The following is a 16143-nucleotide window of genomic DNA, read 5'->3' as shown; positions in this document are numbered from 1 at the left end:
ATGGAGGAAGACGCGGCAGGCTTGCCGCGCGTGTTGAGTGGGAGGATTTACGATGAAAGTAACGAAACTCGCAGTGGCGGCCGCCGGTCTGTCGGTGATGGCAGGCGGCGCGGTCGCACAGGATTGGCCCGACCGGGCCGTGACGATGATCGTCCCCTACAATCCCGGCGGGACGACCGACATTCTGGCCCGCCTCGCGGCGGAGGCGATCGCCGAATCCATCGGCCAGCCCGTCGTGGTCGAGAACAAGCCCGGCGCCGGTGGTGTCGTCGGCGCGACGCTGGCGTCCGGCGCGGACAACGACGGCTACACGATCTTCTTCGGCAACAATGCCACGAATGTCGTCCAGCCGCTGATCAACCCGGCCGTCACCTTCGACGCGATCGACAGTTTCGACGCCGTCGCCACGACCGCGGATGCCGCCGTCTTCGTCGGCGTGGGATCGGAAACCGGCGTCACCGACCTGGACGGCCTCGTCGCCTACCTCGGCGAGAACAGCGCGAAGTACGGGACCGCGGGCGTGGGCTCGATGGGGCAGTTCTCCGCGACCTACTTCCTGCAGGAAACCGGCGTGGAGGCGACGCATATCCCCTATCCGGGCAGCAACGACGCCGTCACCGCGATCCTGTCGGGCGAGATCGAATTCATGGTCGACCCCGCGGTCACCAGCCAGATCGACAACCCCGACATGAACGTGCTGGCGGTCATGTCCGAAGAGCGTCATCCGGCCTACGCGGATGTCCCCACGGCGTCCGAGCAGGGCTATGACTTGTCCCTGACCGGCTGGTTCGGCGTCTTCGCGCCCGAGGGGACCGATCCCGAGATCATCGCCGCGATGAGCGCTCCGCTGGAAGAGATGGTCGCCAGCGACAGCTACCAGGAGCAGGTGCTGACCATGGGCCTGCTGCCGGCCTACCGCGATGCGGCCACGGCCGATGCGGTCGTCGAAAGCGACACCGAAGTGTTCACGCAGATCCGCGATACCGCGGGCATCTCGATCAACTGATCGCGACTTCAGATCGGGCCGCCGCATCGGTGCGGCGGCCCGACGTCCCTTGCCTGACCGGGAACGCATGTCATGACCTTCGACCACATCAGATACGAAGAAGCGGACGGGATCGCCGAGATCACCATCGCCCGGCCCGAGAAGCGCAACGCCATGACCGGCCAGATGTTCGCCGATCTGCGGACGTGCTGGGACCGGTTCTCCGACGGGGACGCCCGCGTGGCGATCCTGAAGGCCGAATGCGACAAGGTATTCTGCGCCGGCGCGGACCTGACCGATCCGCCGGAAACCTTCTGGCACGGCGTGCCGGAATTCGGCTTTCGCTGCGACAAGCCCATCATCGCGGCCATCAGCGGGAAGGCGATCGGCGCGGGCCTCGTGCTGGCCATGATGTGCGATTTCGTCGTGGTGTCCGAGGACGCCGAGCTGATCTACCCTGAGGCCCGCATCGGCGTCGCAAAGGGCGGCGTGACCGCCCTGATGAACCGCGGGCCGATGCGCGTGGTGCTCGAGATGATGCTGACGGGTGATCCGTTGAGCGCCCGGCGCGCCCACGAGGTCGGTATGGTCAACCGGTTGGCGCCCGCGGGCCAGCACGTCGAGGAAGCCCGCCGCATGGCGCGCCAGCTTGCCGACAATGCGCCGTTGGTGATGCAGATGCTCAAGCGGCTCAGCCTCGACACCCTGGGCGATACGCCGATCCAGTCGATGTACGACGCCACCTTGCGCGTCGACAAGGTGATGAACAGCCAGGATGCGGCCGATGCGCTGGAGGCGTTCCGAAACAAGAGAAAGCCGGTCTTCCAGGGCCGTTGAGACACCCGGGGACGTCGTAGCGGAGGAGGAGACCGCCATGCAAAACCGCCCGCTCGCCGCCCTGACATCGAAGTCGGGCCTCGGCGCGCTCTTCTTGTTTGCCTGCGCCGCCGTGACCTATCTGGAGGTTGCCAAGCTGCATTTGGGAACCCCAAGCGCCATGGGACCGGGGTATTTCCCCGCGATCCTCGGCGGCTTCTTCATCGTGTTCGGGTTGATTTTGCTCGTCGAAGGCTGGCGTAAACCCCAGGAGCGGGTGGAGGTCGGACAGATCGCGCCCGTCCTCTACCTGCTGGGTGCGATCGTGCTGTTCGGCCTGCTCTATCCCATCGCGGGCGGCGTGGTCGCCATCGCGGTCCTCATCGTGGTGGCGGCGATCGCCGAACCGGGCCGGACCTGGCGCGAACTGGCCGCCTTGACGGGCGTCGTGCTGGTCGCGGTCTGGGTCGTGTTCGTCATCGCCCTCGATCTGCAACTCGATGCTTTGCCGCGGTGGCTGCGATGATCGACAACCTGATCCTCGGCTTTCAGGTCGCGCTGTCCTGGCAGACGCTGATGTATTGCTTCCTCGGCGTGTCGATCGGCATGTTCATCGGAGTCCTGCCGGGCGTCGGGCCGCTGGCGGCGATCTCGATGCTGCTTCCGATCACCTACTACATCTCTCCGACCGATGCGCTCATCATGCTGGCCGGCATCTACTACGGCGCGCAATACGGGGGATCGGTCGCTTCGATCCTGATGCGTCTGCCTGGGACGGCCTCCTCCGCGGTGGTCTGCATGGACGGCTACGAGATGACGAAGAACGGGCGCGCAGGCGCCGCCCTGTTCCTGTCCGCCCTTTCGAGCTTCATCGGCGGCAGCATCGGCATCTTCCTGATGGCGGGCTTCGCGCCGGTGCTTTCGGATTTCGCACTTCGGTTCGGAAGTCAGGAGTATTTCCTTCTGATGGCGCTCGGCCTTGTCGCGGCCTCCACCCTGTCCGAAGGATCCGCCGTGCGTGGCCTGGCGATGGTTGTCTTCGGCGTGCTTCTCGGGATCGTCGGTCTCGATATCACGTCCGGGTCGATGCGCTTTGTCTACGGTCAGTTCGAGTTGATGGACGGCGTGTCGCTGGTCGCCTCGGCCATGGGGCTGTTCGGGTTGAGCGAGATCCTGTCCAACATCGGTCGCGGCAGCCGCCCGGACCCCTCCGGCAAGGTCACGATGCGCTCGATGATCCCCACGCGCAAGGAACTGCGCGACAGTTTCCCCGCGATCTGGCGCGGATCGGCGATCGGGTCGTTCTTCGGCACCTTGCCGGGGACCGGGTCGACCATTGCATCGTTCTTTTCCTACGCGACCGAGAAGAAGGTCGCCCGCAATCGCGCGCGCATCGGCCAGGGCATCGTCGAGGGGGTCGCAGGGCCCGAGGCCGCGAACAATTCCGCGGCACAGACCGCCTTCATCCCGACCCTCACGCTGGGCGTGCCGGGGGATGCGGTGATGGCGCTGCTGCTGGGGGCGATGATCGTGCACGGCGTCAACCCCGGCCCGCAGATGCTGGTCGAAGCGCCAGAGATGTTCTGGGGCCTCGTCGCCAGTTTCTGGCTCGGGAACCTGATCCTGCTCGTCTTCAACATCCCGATGATCGGGGTCTGGGTGTCGATGCTGCGCATTCCCTACAAGCTGCTTTACCCGGCGATCCTCGTTCTGGTGGTGATCGGCACCTATTCGATCCGCTATTCGATCTTCGACATCTACCAGCTGCTCGCCTTTGGCCTTCTGGGATACGTCCTGCGCCTGCTGGCCTTTCCCGCCGCACCGCTGGTGCTGGGCCTCGTGCTCGGGCCGCTGATGGAACAGAACTTCCGCCGCTCGCTGATGCTGTCGGACGGCGATTTCTCGACCTTCGTCACCCGGCCGATCAGCGCCGTTCTCTTCACCTGCATCGTCATGGTGCTGGTGGCCCAGATCATCGCGCCGTTGCTGCAACGGTACCGTGCCCGCAAGGAAAGACCGTCATGACCCTGAACCCCGACGCCCATGCCGCGCTGAGCGCCCTTCTGGGCGATCGCCTGTCCGTGTCACAGGCCGACCGCGATCACCACGCCGGAACCGAAGCCCATCACGCCCCGGCCCCCCCGGACGCCGTCGTCTGGCCCCTGACCAACGAGGAGACAGCCGAGATCGTGCGCATCTGCCGCGCCAACCGTCTGCCGGTGATCGGCCACGGGGCGGGATCCTCGCTGGAAGGCAACACCAGCGCCGTCCGGGGCGGGGTCTGCGTCGACCTGTCCCGCATGAACGCGATCCTGGCGGTCCGTCCCGACGACCTGGACTGCACGGTGCAGGCGGGCGTCACCCGCGAGGATCTGAACACGCACCTGCGCGATACCGGGCTGTTCTTTCCCATCGATCCGGGCGCCAATGCCACGATCGGCGGCATGGCCGCGACGCGCGCCAGCGGCACCAACGCGGTCCGCTACGGCACGATGCGCGAGAACGTCCTGACGCTGACCGTCGTCACCCCCGAAGGCGATATCGTGAAGACCGCCCGCCGCGCGCGCAAATCGTCCGCGGGCTACGATCTGACCCATCTGTTCATCGGTTCGGAAGGCACGCTTGGCCTCATCACCGAGGTCACGCTCAAGCTTTACGGCCGCCCCGAAGCGGTGCGATCCGCCGTATGCACCTTTCCCGACCCCGAATCCGCGTGCCGCACCGCGATCGAGGCGATCCAGGTGGGGCTGCCGCTGGCCCGTGTCGAATACCTCGACGAAGGCTGCATCCGGGCGGTCAACGCCTATTCGAACATGGACGAGGCCGAGGCCGATACGCTTTTCGTCGAGTTCCACGGGTCCGAGGCCGGCGTGGCGGAACAGGTCGCGCTCTTCGCCGAGCTGGCCGACGGCAACGGCGGAAGCAGCTTCCGCTGGGCCGAGCGCGAGGAGGACCGCAACCGCCTGTGGAAGGCCCGGCACAACGGCTATCCCGCGACGGTCAACCAGCGCCCCGGGGCGAAGGGCTGGGCCACGGACGTCTGCGTGCCGCTGTCGGCGCTTCCCGATTGCATCAACCATGCCAAGGGTCTGCTGGCGGATTGCCCGGTGCCAGCGTCGATCATGGGACATGTGGGGGACGGAAACTTCCACGTGGTCTTCTGCGTCGACCCGAACGCGCCGGAAGAGCTCGAGATCGTGTCGCGGATTAATTCCGCGATGGTCGAAAAGGCGCTCGACAGCGATGGCACCTCCACCGGCGAACACGGGGTCGGACTTGGAAAACGCAAGTACCTGGAGGCGGAGCATGGCCCGACGCTTGCGCTGATGCGCCGTATCAAGGCCGCCCTCGATCCCGACGACCTGATGAACCCCGAGAAGATCCTGCTGCCGTTGAAGGAGGCCGCGGAATGACCGATCCCATCGTCACGCCCGGCTGGCTTTCCGAACATCTGGGCGATGTCATCGTGCTCGATGCGACCTATTTCCTGCCGCCCGATCCGGCGCGCGTCCGGCAAGAGTATCAAGAGGCCCATATCCCCGGCGCGCAGCTGTTCGAGATCGACGTGGTCGCGGATCCGGACCACCCGCTGCCGCACATGATGCCGGATGCCGACACCTTCGCCGAAGCGATGGCCGGACTGGGTATCGACGGCAGCAGACGGGTCGTCGTCTACGATCGCAGCGCCAATCACTTCAGCGCCCCCCGGGTCTGGTTCACCCTGCAAAGCTACGGGATGACGGAGACCGCGGTGCTGGACGGCGGATTGTCCGCCTGGCAGGCCGAAGGCCATCCCGTTGCGACGGGGCAGGAGGCCGCGTCCCCCGTGCCGCGGCAAAGCTGGTCCCGCGAAGGCGGGCGGATCCTGACCGCGCGCGATGTCGCGCGGGCGGCAAAGGACGGCAGACCGATCCTCGATGCGCGGTCGCAGGACCGGTTCGACGGCACGGCGCCCGAACCGCGCCCGGGGGTTGCACCGGGACATATGCCCGGCGCGCAATGCCTGCCCTTCACGGCGCTGACCGACGCCGCCGGCCGCTTCCAGGATCAGGCCACGCTGAACTCGCTGTTTGGTGGGCTCGACGCGCCCGAGCCCGTCGTGACCTGCGGGTCGGGCATGACGGCCTGCGTCCTCGCGCTGGGGCTGGCCCGGATCGGACGGAGGGCACGCCTTTACGACGGGTCCTGGGCGGAATGGGGCACCGGCGCGGTCGGGCCCATCCTGACAAAGGCGTCCTGATCGGCCCGGAGCCACGGATGGCGCGCCTGCGGGCCGCCTGAACCGGCGTTTCCCCGCAAAGGCATCCGTTTCACACCAGCAACAAATCAAAGGTCCAAGCACATGACCCGCACTGTCGATTTCTTCTTCTCCATCGGGTCTCCCTGGGCCTACATCGGTCTCGACCCGATGCGCGATCTGGCAGAGCGCCACGACGTGCGCTTCGATCCCAAACCGATCCCCTTGATAGAGGCGAACGGCGGCATCTACGCCAAGAACCGGCCGGACGCCCGCCGGGCTTACTGGTTCAAGGATCTGGCCCGGTGGGCGGACGTGCGGGGCAAGACCTTGGCGATGGAAGGTCGTGCCGCACTCTCTCCACCCGATCCGGCAGCCTTCACGGTCATCGCCGCCGCACGCGACGGGGCGGACTGGTTTTCGCTGACCGAGCGGCTGCAACGGGCCTTCTGGGAAGAGAAGGCCGACATCGGCAGGGCCGACGTCCGGAAATCGCTGGCGCAGGAGGCGGGACTGGACGGCGCACATCTGACGGCGCGGGAATCCGACACCGACGTCGAGGAGACATGGCGGGACAACATCGCCACCGCCGAGGCCGCCGGCGTTTTCGGCTCTCCGACGTTCCGCTACGGTGGCGAGCTGTTCTGGGGACAGGATTCCCTGCCGTTCCTCGAAAAAGCCCTGACGTCCGCCTGACCATGACGACGCGTGACCGCCCGACGATCGGTTATCTTCCCGCCTTCGCGGATGATGCGTTTACGGCAGCCATCCGGGCCGTTCCCGCGGCACGGCTGGTGGTGCTGTCGGACGCGGACCTGGTCGAGCGTCACGCCGAACAGCTCGACGGGCTGGTCTGCGGCGGCAACCACAACAGCTATTCCCGCGCCGTGGCGCAGGTGCTTCGCGCCCGGGCACGGCGTCTTCGCTGGATCCAGGTGACCTCCGCGGGCTTCGACGCCCTGCAGGAGAACGGGATTCCCGAGGCGGTGGTCGCGACCGGCAACGGCGGCGCCTTCAACGTGCCGGTCGCCGAACATGCCATGGCGCTGCTGCTGGCGCTTGCGCGGGGCATCGTTCCTGCGCTGGCGTCGGATGGCGGGCGCTGGAACAAGGACCGCGTCCTGCCCGGCCTACGGCCCATGGAAGGTGCGTCGCTGGCGGTGGTCGGACTGGGCGGCATCGGTCGGGCGGTGGCGGCGCGGGCCAACGCCTTCGACATGAAAGTCACCGGGATCACGCGCTCTGGCCGGCCGGTCGAGGGGGTAGCGGACGTCCGCCCCATGACCGGATTGGCCGACGCGCTTGGCGAAAGCGACGCCGTCGTGGTCTGCCTTCCGCTCACCGATCAGACTCGCGGCCTGATCGACGCCGCCTTGCTGTCGCGCATGAAGCGCGGCGCGCTCCTGGTCAATGTCGGGCGCGGTGCGGTGGTCGACACGGACGCCCTCTGCGCGGCATTGAACGCGGGCCAGATCGGGGGCGCCGGGTTGGACGTGGTGCATCCCGAGCCGCTGCCCGACGCCCATCCCCTTTGGGCCGCGCCCAACTGCATCGTCACCCCGCACATCGCACCCGCCGGATCCGACCTGGCGATACGACGGATCGCCGACGTGATCACGGCCAACGTAGGCCGTTTCGCGCGCGGCGAGGCTCTGCTGCATCCCATCCGCATCTGAGCAGTCCCGCAATATCGACACCACGCCTTCGCACCCCATCATCCGACCGACACGCGCCTCAAAGGAGAAACCCATGCTGTTTTCTTTCATCTGCAAGGACAAGCCGAACGCCCTCGACATTCGCAAGGCGACCCGATCTGACCATCTGGCCTGGCTGGAGAAGACCGACGGGGTCTATATCGCCGGGCCACTTCTGTCCGCCGACGGGGTACCGGAAGGCAGCCTGCTCGTCGTCGAACATGCCGACCTGCAAGTGGCGCGGGACTGGGCCGCCACCGATCCCTATGCAAGGGCGTCCCTGTTCGAAAGCGTCGAGATCGCGGCCTGGACCAAGGTGATCGGCGCCTGAAGCCGACGCCGCACTCCACGGGGACCTTCGTCGAGCCTGTCGCTTCCAAGTAAGCCCGTTCGAACGGGTCGCCCCGGCCCGATGCGCCGGTCGCTCCATCAGGGTTGCAGGAAACCGCCACGCCCGACCTGCGTATCGCAGTTGCGTATCTGGCTGAATGGGACCGACCGGCGGATGCAATTATGTGGTCCGCACCGCGAAGGTCGGGAAAGCAGTGGTCCCACTTTCAAGGGTTTGACGCTCGCGGATCACGCGGGCCGTCGCGACGCCGCGCTCCCCTGGAAGCTCCTGGAGGTCTCGGTCGTGAAGGTCATGGCGAACATGGAAGGTTCACCAGGTGCAGGATCACGGGCTGCGGATAATGTACGCCCTTGAAATTGATCACGCCACAAGTCCCCGTCCAACCCATCGACACCGCTGACGCATCAACGACCGTTCTGAAACCGGCAACTTCGCGACGGGAGACCGGTGGCGACCCAACCGGCCACGTCCGGATCGCCGACCCTGGAGGACCAGGTTGCGAAGGTGCCGTTTGCAAGGTTGGACGGTGTGTTTGCGTAGACCACTTGTCAGAAGGCGCGCGGCCTGTCCTGTAGCCCAAGGCAAGGCGCGCGAGGCACAATCGACCGTATTTCATCGATGACCTAGTTTGATCCCGGGCCGTACGCATCGGGGTCGAAGACGAGGCCGTCGTGCCCTCACGTCACGTATCGACCCGAGACCACGTCCCAGACCACGCGCTGCATCAACCGGGCATCCTGCGCCGACAGAGGCGTCATCGGCGTGCCGTCCGCGCGCCGCAGATCGTGGGGCAGCCCTTCGGGCGAGCGCGCGTAGAGCACCGCGCAATGCGTCAGCGCGATGAGATAGGCGCCGTGATCGTTGAAGTGGATGCTGTCCTGCGTCCCGTCGGGATGCTTGGCGAAAAGATCGGTCCGGTCCGACAGGGTGCCGCCCGTCTCACCGGCTTCGATCCGGCGCACGACCGCCGCCATGACCTGCCCGCCGGGGATCAGGTGGACGGCAGGGCGTTCCGCCGCCGGAATCCTGTCCAGCGCGCGCCCCAGCACGGAATGCAGCCAGTAGCGGTCGAGGTCGTGGTCGATGCGGTCCAGCCAGCCGTCGGGGTGGTCGAGCCAATGCCAGGTCTCGTAGAGAAAGATCTCGATCCGCGGTGCATCGGCGCGCGCCCGTTCGATCCAGCGGGCAAGGTAGGCGGCGCTGTCGTGGTAGCGGATCGCATCGCGGATCTCGACCATCTCCGTCAGGACGAAGGCGTCGTACGTCCCGTCCGCCAGCGCCTCGGTTGCGGATCGTGCATGGGGGTCCGAGGGATCGAACCCGGGGATCTGCGTGCCCTCCTCCCAGTGCGCCTTGAGCGAGGTGCCCCAGCCGATCTGGGTATCGAAGCGGTGCGTGCCCCCGGCAAGCTGCGCCAGCATCGCGGGCATGTCCCGGCCCACCAGCGAATGGCCGAGGTGAAAGACCCGGCGGCCTCGCGCATGGGCAGGAGAGGGGCCGGCGTAGGGCGTGAACGTCGTCTCCGGCGCGGGCAGGAACCGCCAAGACAGGCTGTTTCGCAGGCCGGCGCCCGACAGCACGACGATCCCGGCGCCGCCTAGCAGACCGGCGAGCACCTTCTTGCGCGACAGGATCATGCGCCCATCGGGGCGGGGCGCCCGGGATGCGGACCGGGGGCGGGGTGCAGGTCCCGCGGAGGGGACCGCAGGACCTGCGGAGGCCTGGCGAGGACGACACCGCAGGCGGTGACGTCGGGGGTCTGCTGCCAGCGCCCCGTGACCGGCACGAAGGCAAGCCCTCGGTGCCGGGTGAAGACCGCGCGAAAGGCGCCGGTCTCCTGCAACTCGATTTCCAGGTGATGAAAATCGAACATCTGCCTGTGTCGGGGAAAATGGGCCTTGAACACCGCCTCCTTGGCCGAGAAATGCACGACGGCGCGGCGGGGGGTATCGGCGAAGCTGCGGATCTCGGCGGCGGTGAAGAGGGCGGGCCAGAGGTCGGGATCCACGGCGCGCGCCGTCTCCAGATCGAAGCCGATGGTCCTCGTACCGCGCGCCACGGCCGCCGCGCAGAGGCTGCCGCTGTGACTGATGCTGCCCTGGGTGCCCGCGGGCCAGACCGGTACGCGGTCGGCATCGGGCAGAAGCGGCACCGGGTCGACCCCGAGGCGCGCCAGCGCCGTGCGCGCCGCGGCCCGACCCCAGGCGAACTCGCGCCGCCGGGACGACACCATCGACGGCATCAGCCTGCGTTCCGCCTCGAAGAGGGGCGGCAGGGTCGCCTCGATCGGCAGCATCGCCACCGCGACGTCCCCCGCACCGGCGAAGAGCGCGCCGGGATCGGGATGATGGCTTGGGCGCGGACGGGCCACGGCTCAGGCGTCCGAGCGGTTGCGACGGCTTCGCATCTCGCGGCGGCGGGCCATGGCGTCGGCGCGGGCGTCGGGGCTGCGTGCCGTGTCCGCCTTCGCCGGTGCGGCGGCCTTCGGGGCCGTGGCGCCGCGCAGGTGAGCGGCGAGCCCTTCCAGCGTCGGGAAGCGGAAGATGTCGGTGATCGCCAGACGCTCCGCCCCCAGCTCGCGCCGGATGTCGCGATGCGCCTGCACCGCCAGCAGGGAGTGCCCGCCGAGGTCGAAGAAATTCGCCTTCGCGTGGACCGTGCCGACGCCCAGGATGCGCTGCCAGATCGCGGCGACGGCGGCCTGCACGTCGTCGACGGGGGCCGGGGCGGACCCGGTCTGAAGTGGCTGCGGGGCGATCTCGGCGGGGGCGGGCAGGGCACGGCGGTCGATCTTGCGGTTGGGCGTCAGCGGGAAGCTGTCGAGCTGGATCACCTGCGCCAGTGCCATGAAGCCGGGCAAGGCGGCCCCCACCTGGGCCCGCAGCGCGTCGAGGTCGAGCCGCCCTTCGCCGGTCACGTAGCCCACGAGGCGCAGATCGCCCGGCACGTCTTCGCGCGCGAGCACGGCGCAGTCGCGCACGCCCGGCCCGTTGGCGAGGGCGGCCTCGATCTCGCCCAGCTCGATGCGGTGACCGCGGATCTTCACTTGGGTGTCGGCGCGGCCGATGAACTCCATCCTGCCGTCGGGTCGCCAGGCGACCAGGTCGCCGGTGCGGTACATCCGCGCCGCGCCCCCCGCGAAGGGATCGGGGACGAAGCGCTCCGCGGTCAGGTCGTCGCGCTGCCAGTAGCCGCGCGCCACGCCGTCGCCGCCGATGTAAAGCTCGCCGGGGCAGCCGATGGGCACGGGCTGGCCCGCGTCGTCCAGCACGTGGAACGTGGTGTTCGCGATGGGCCGCCCGATGGACTGGATCCCGTCCTCGGCCGTGACCTGCGCGGTCGAGGACCAGATCGTCGTCTCGGTCGGCCCGTACATGTTCAGGATCCGCGCCGATGTGGCCTGTGCCAAATCACGCACCAGCGAATCGGGCAGCGCCTCACCGCCGAGCATGAGGTGCCGCACCCGCGACAGGGCCAGGCGCGCCTCGTCGTTCATGGCGATCATGCGCGCCATCGACGGGGTGCACTGCATGTGCGTGACGTCGTGGCGCAGGATCTGGGCCGCGATCGAGAAATCGTCCTCCGCGATCCCGGTCCCGGCATTGGCGAGCGCGCGCACCCGCGACAACGGCGCGAGCCCGTCCAGCACCGTCTCGGGTGCTATGCCGTAGTCGATGAGGCAGGCGATCTCGTCCACGCCGATTCGCTTGAGCTGTTCGACCCGGGCCTGGGCGTCCTCCACCGTGCCGAAAAGGCCCGACTCCTCGAAGTAGCGCTGGAAGGCGAAGTCCAGGATCGCGTCCATCTCCTCGTCCGACAGACCCTGCAGGTCGATCTCCATCGGGTTGGTGGCCCCCGCCGGTTTCTTGAAGGCCGGAAAGGCCCAGGCGTATTGCTTGATCAGCGCGGCGGCGCTGCGCAGGTAATCCTTCATCGGCGCGCGGGCGACCTCCCGGGCGGTCTCGCGGTCCGGGGCCAGGTAGGTGTGCAGCATCAGCGTCACCTTGTGATCCGCCGGATCGCGGCCCGCCTTGCGCAGCGCGTCGTGGTAGAGGCCGATCTTCTCCTCCACCTCGGCGATGCTCTGGCCCAGCAGGTGGGTCAGAACGTTCGCACCGATCTCGCCCGCTTGAATCCAGGACTGCGGGTTCCCCGCGGTTGTCACCCAGACCTTCAGCTCGGGGGAGACGGGGCGCGGCTGGGTCACCACCTCGTGCAGGGTGCCGTCCTGCCTGGCAAAGCCGACCGCCTCGCCGCGCCAGAGCTTGCGCAGGGTGTCGATCGCTTCGAACATCGCGTCCTTGTTGGCGGGGGGCGTGTTCTGAGGCCGCAGGACGAAGTCGTCGGGCTGCCAGCCGGAGGCGATGGCAAGCCCCGTGCGCCCGTTGGTGAGGTTGTCGATGACGGCCCATTCCTCTGCGATGCGGGCGGGATGGTGCAGCGGGGCCACGCAACTGCCTGCCCGCACTTCGAGGTTCCGCGTCACGGCCGCCACCGCGGCCCCGGTGACCGACGGGTTCGGGTAGGGCCCGCCGAAGGCGTGAAAGTGCCGCTCGGGCGTCCAGACAGCGCAGAAACCGTTGGCGTCGGCGATCCTCGCCCCTTCCAGCAGCAGCTCGTATTTCTTCGGACCGACGCCGTCGTCGTTGCCCCAGTAGAACAGGCTGAAGTCCATGCCACGCCCGGTGGTGGGCCGCGCCCCCTTCGAGGCCAGCGCCCGATCCCCGTCGCCCATCACCACGACGCGGAACCCGCGCGCAAGGGTGTAGAACAGCTCCAGCACCGAGATGTCGAACGACAGGCTGGTCAGCGCAAGCCAGGTGCCGCCCTGCCCAGCATCCAGGCGCTCGTCCATGCCCGCGAAGAAGTTGGCGACGTTGCGGTGCTCGAGCATGACGCCCTTGGGCCGCCCGGTGGAGCCGGAGGTGAAGATCATGTAGGCCAGCGCGTCCGAAGGCACATCCAGCCCGGGCCGGGTATCGGGGGCCTGTGCGATGCGCGGATCCTCGACGGTCAAAAGCTGGGCGCGGCTGGCGGGCAGGTCATCAGCCAGATCGGCGCTGGTGATGATGGCCGCGGCCTGGCTGTCGGCCACGTAGATGCCGATACGGTCGGCGGGATAGGCGGGGTCCAGCGGCACGTAGGCCGCCCCGGCCTTCAGGATGCCCAGGGCGGCGGCCACCAGCTCGTCGGACCGGCGCAGGTTCAGCCCGACGTGGTCGCCTTGCCTCACCCCCATGGCGATAAGCCTGTGCGCGATGCGGTTCGCGCGGCGGTCGAGGTCCGCGTAGCTCAGCGTCGTCGTCTCGAACACCACCGCAGGTGCGTCGGGGGTGGCATCGACCTGCGCCTCGATCGCGCCATGCAGGGTCCGGGCGTCGTCGTAGTCCGTCTTCGTCGCGTTCCAATCCTCCAGCAGCGTCTTTCGTTCGGAGGGCGGCAGGATCGGCAGGTCCGAAAGGGTGGCGTCATCGGACAGCGTGGCGGCGGCGGCGAGCATCTGCTCCAACCGGGCCGCCAGGAGGGCCGCGGCCGCGTCGCTCACCCGGGCGGGGTCGCAAAGAAGGGTAGCACCCTCGGGGCCGAACCAGGCGGTGACGGCGGTGCCGGGGATGCGCTGGGGTGCATCCCCTGTCGCCAGCCCCACCGCGGGGACGCGCGCATCGGCGCCCGGGCAGCGCAGGGCGAGGTCGGCGGCAAAGGCCGGGCGGCGATCGAGATTGGCCAGATCCTCCGCCAGCCGTGCGACGGTCGCGCGGTAGGGATCGGTGCGCGTCGCGCGCATCGGCACGTAAGGCGCGATCAGCCCGTGGGCGCCACGACCCGCCGCGCGCACCCGGTCGTCCGCGAAGGCGATGTCGCCCGCCGCGGCCCCGTTGGCGGCCAGCGCCCAGGCGGCGGTCACGGCCAGCCGCTCGGGCAAGGGAAGCGGGCTGTCCGCCAAGGGTCGCGACAGGGTCTCGCCGGTGTCGCCGCCCGGGCGCGGCGGGGCGGCGAGGCGCAGCTCGACCGGTGCGGACCCGCGCAGCCGCGCGCGCCAGGCCCCTTCGCGGGCCGAGACCTTGCGCAGCGCGTGGTTGATCGCCGCGGCGTCGGCCGCCGTGGGACCGAAGAGCACGTCGCCGGGCCGGACCAGGGCCGCGGGCAGCATCGTCTGCCCCGCCAGATCGGTCAGGCCCGACAGCCGCACCGCCCCGTCCGAGACCGCCAGATCGAGGCTGTCGTCGCCCGCCGACAGCACCGTGCCCGCGGCGGCCTGCGCCCCCTGCGCCAAGGGTTCGCACCGCGCCACGGCATAGGGCACGCCCGCGATGCGCAGCTTGGGCCGCGCGACCGGGTTGGCGTAGGCGCCGAAATCCAAGCTGCGCACCAGCCGCGCGATCCCGGCGGCGGTGTCCCCGGGGTCGATCAGGCCGCCGGCGGCGGGCCGATCCTCGCGCCCGAAGTAGCTGCGTTGCGCCAGATCCTGCGCGCGCCGGTCCGGGGCACCGCTTTCCAGCGCGTCGATCAGGGCGGGGAAGCTCTTCAGCGCCGCGGCGTAGCACTTGGCGTTCAGCGTCATGGCGGTGTCGTCGTCGGCGATCCCGACGGGCTCCTGCAGCAGGATGTCGCCTTCGTCGATGCCGCCCTCGATCAGGTGCCAGGTGATCGCGTGGTCCGTCTCTCGGGCCAGCAGCGCCCAGACCGGCGCGTTCAGCCCCGCGTAGCGCGGCAGCGGCCCGTCGTGGAAGTTCACCGCGCCCTGCCAGGCCAGCGAGAGGACCTCGTCCGGCACCAGGTTGAGGTTGGCCACCGACAACACCCAGTCGACCGGATCCCCACCCAGCTCGGCCGCCTGTCCGGGGCCCTGTGCGATGTCCCGCACGCCACGCTCGCGCGCCAGCCGAGCCAGTTCCGCGTCGCGGGTCACGAAGGCCGTCACGCGGTGTCCGCGGGACTGGAGCATGTCGAGACATTGGATCGCGAGCGCTTCGTTGCCGATCAGGATGCAGGAGAACTGGGTCATGAAAAGGGGCCTTCTTCGAAGGGATTGCAGGATCGCGTCAGCTTTCGTTCGGCGCGGGCCGGCCGGAGGGGGCCGGGTGTCGGCGTCCTGGACCCGCCAGGGCGCGCAGGTGGTGGATCAGCAGATCGCGGGTGTAGCGGGGCGGGCGCGTCCGCGCGCGCCGCTGCGCCAGGCCGCGGATCCCGTCCAGACCCGCGCCCGCCGCATGGGCGAGCGTCGCGCAGGCCGCGTAGGCCCGCCCGTGGGTCTTCGTCAGGTAGCGCAGCCGGGAATCGAGGTAATAGCCCGGGATCCGCGACCACCGCTTCATCCCGGTGGAGGCAGAGCCCACGTGCGCCACCTTGCTGGCGGGCACGTAGGCCACGCGCCAGCCCGCGTCCCGGGCACGCCTGCACAGCTCGGTCTCCTCGAAATAAAGGAAGAACGTCTCGTCGAAGCCGCCGATCCGGTCCAGCATCGACCGGCGCAGCATCATGCTGGCCCCCGCCGTCCAATCGAGGTCGATGGTGCGGTCGGGAATCTCCATCGCGACGACATGGGACTTCAGCAGGCGCGTGACGGGGCCGAAGCGCAGGGCGGATTCGAATTCCCCCAGGATCGAGGGGAAGCGGAAGCAGGTGCAATGCGCCGCGCCGTCCGTCCCGTGGATATAGCTGCCCGCGATGCCGATGCCGCGCTCGGCCTCCATCTCCTTCAGCAGCGTCGCGATGGCATCCGCGGCGGGAAAGGCGTCCGAGTTCAGCAGGTAGAGGTAGTCGGGCCGCGCCCCGTCCGACAGGCCCGCGCGCAGGGCGATGTTGTGGCCCGCGCCGAAGCCGCCGTTGACCGGCGAGGCGAGCACGCGCACCCGGTCGTCCCGGTCCCACCCGCGCGTGGCCACGTGGTCGCGCAGGACCTCGAAGGAGCCGTCGCCGCTGGCGTTGTCGACGACGAGAATCTCTCCCGCGATTCCTTCCATCGCGGTGCGGGCCGCCGCGACCGCGCGGATCGTCATTTCCGGCGTGCGGTAGTTCAGGATGCTGGTCAGCACCCGGGGCAGGGCAGGGGTCATGG

At 68.8% G+C, this 16143-nt stretch carries 13 protein-coding genes; 9 read left to right on the top strand and 4 right to left on the bottom strand.

All coding sequences use genetic code 11. The features are described 5' to 3' along the window. The first annotated feature begins 52 nt into the window (after positions 1-52). The 9 genes from EU805_RS14810 to EU805_RS14770 all read left to right on the top strand — a co-directional run bounded on the left by EU805_RS14810 (position 53) and on the right by EU805_RS14770 (position 8063). Positions 53-1006 carry a tripartite tricarboxylate transporter substrate binding protein gene (locus tag EU805_RS14810; RefSeq protein WP_129764765.1) on the top strand — a complete coding sequence of 318 codons (954 nt, stop codon included), beginning with the start codon at positions 53-55 and terminating at the stop codon, positions 1004-1006. A gap of 72 nt (positions 1007-1078) precedes the next feature. Beyond that, the gene (locus EU805_RS14805; RefSeq protein ID WP_129764764.1) at positions 1079-1822 is read left to right on the top strand and encodes an enoyl-CoA hydratase/isomerase family protein; all 744 of its coding nucleotides are present in this window, start codon (positions 1079-1081) and stop codon (positions 1820-1822) included. A 37-nt stretch (positions 1823-1859) separates the two neighbouring features. Next, complete coding sequence (locus tag EU805_RS14800) at positions 1860-2327, top strand: tripartite tricarboxylate transporter TctB family protein (RefSeq protein ID WP_165351975.1); 468 nt, start codon at positions 1860-1862, stop codon at positions 2325-2327. Beyond that, the gene (locus EU805_RS14795) at positions 2324-3826 is read left to right on the top strand and encodes a tripartite tricarboxylate transporter permease (protein ID WP_129764762.1); all 1503 of its coding nucleotides are present in this window, start codon (positions 2324-2326) and stop codon (positions 3824-3826) included. The genes EU805_RS14800 and EU805_RS14795 overlap by 4 nt, the downstream gene beginning before the upstream one ends. Beyond that, positions 3823-5214, top strand: a complete 1392-nt coding sequence (locus EU805_RS14790) for an FAD-binding oxidoreductase (RefSeq protein WP_129764761.1) — start codon at positions 3823-3825, stop codon at positions 5212-5214. The genes EU805_RS14795 and EU805_RS14790 overlap by 4 nt, the downstream gene beginning before the upstream one ends. Next, the gene (locus EU805_RS14785; RefSeq protein WP_129764760.1) at positions 5211-6041 is read left to right on the top strand and encodes a sulfurtransferase; all 831 of its coding nucleotides are present in this window, start codon (positions 5211-5213) and stop codon (positions 6039-6041) included. Before EU805_RS14790 ends, EU805_RS14785 begins: the two co-directional genes overlap by 4 nt. Before the next feature lie 102 nt (positions 6042-6143). Beyond that, complete coding sequence (locus EU805_RS14780) at positions 6144-6734, top strand: 2-hydroxychromene-2-carboxylate isomerase (RefSeq protein ID WP_129764759.1); 591 nt, start codon at positions 6144-6146, stop codon at positions 6732-6734. 2 nt (positions 6735-6736) lie between these two features. Then, positions 6737-7714 carry a D-2-hydroxyacid dehydrogenase gene (locus EU805_RS14775; RefSeq protein WP_165351974.1) on the top strand — a complete coding sequence of 326 codons (978 nt, stop codon included), beginning with the start codon at positions 6737-6739 and terminating at the stop codon, positions 7712-7714. A gap of 73 nt (positions 7715-7787) precedes the next feature. Further along, positions 7788-8063, top strand: a complete 276-nt coding sequence (locus tag EU805_RS14770) for a YciI family protein (protein WP_129764757.1) — start codon at positions 7788-7790, stop codon at positions 8061-8063. 698 nt (positions 8064-8761) lie between these two features. On the opposite strand, the gene EU805_RS14765 is transcribed toward EU805_RS14770, so the two are convergent. Genes EU805_RS14765 through EU805_RS14750 form a run of 4 tightly spaced genes read right to left on the bottom strand, consistent with a single transcriptional unit; the run spans position 8762 to position 16141 of the window. After that, on the bottom strand, positions 8762-9721 hold the full coding sequence (locus EU805_RS14765; protein WP_129764756.1) for a hypothetical protein: 960 nt from the start codon (positions 9719-9721) through the stop codon (positions 8762-8764). Beyond that, positions 9718-10455: a 4'-phosphopantetheinyl transferase gene (locus tag EU805_RS14760; RefSeq protein ID WP_129764755.1), complete on the bottom strand. Its 738-nt coding sequence runs from the start codon at positions 10453-10455 to the stop codon at positions 9718-9720. Before EU805_RS14760 ends, EU805_RS14765 begins: the two co-directional genes overlap by 4 nt. A 3-nt stretch (positions 10456-10458) precedes the next feature. After that, positions 10459-15090: a MupA/Atu3671 family FMN-dependent luciferase-like monooxygenase gene (locus tag EU805_RS14755; protein WP_129764754.1), complete on the bottom strand. Its 4632-nt coding sequence runs from the start codon at positions 15088-15090 to the stop codon at positions 10459-10461. A gap of 37 nt (positions 15091-15127) precedes the next feature. Further along, entirely contained in the window at positions 15128-16141 is a 1014-nt protein-coding gene (locus EU805_RS14750; RefSeq protein ID WP_129764753.1) for a glycosyltransferase family 2 protein, read from the bottom strand. Positions 16142-16143: the final 2 nt, after the last annotated feature.

Origin of the sequence: Salipiger sp. IMCC34102, assembly GCF_004145405.1 — a bacterium.
GTDB lineage: Bacteria > Pseudomonadota > Alphaproteobacteria > Rhodobacterales > Rhodobacteraceae > Loktanella.
This window is presented reverse-complemented; position numbering and strand designations above follow the sequence as displayed.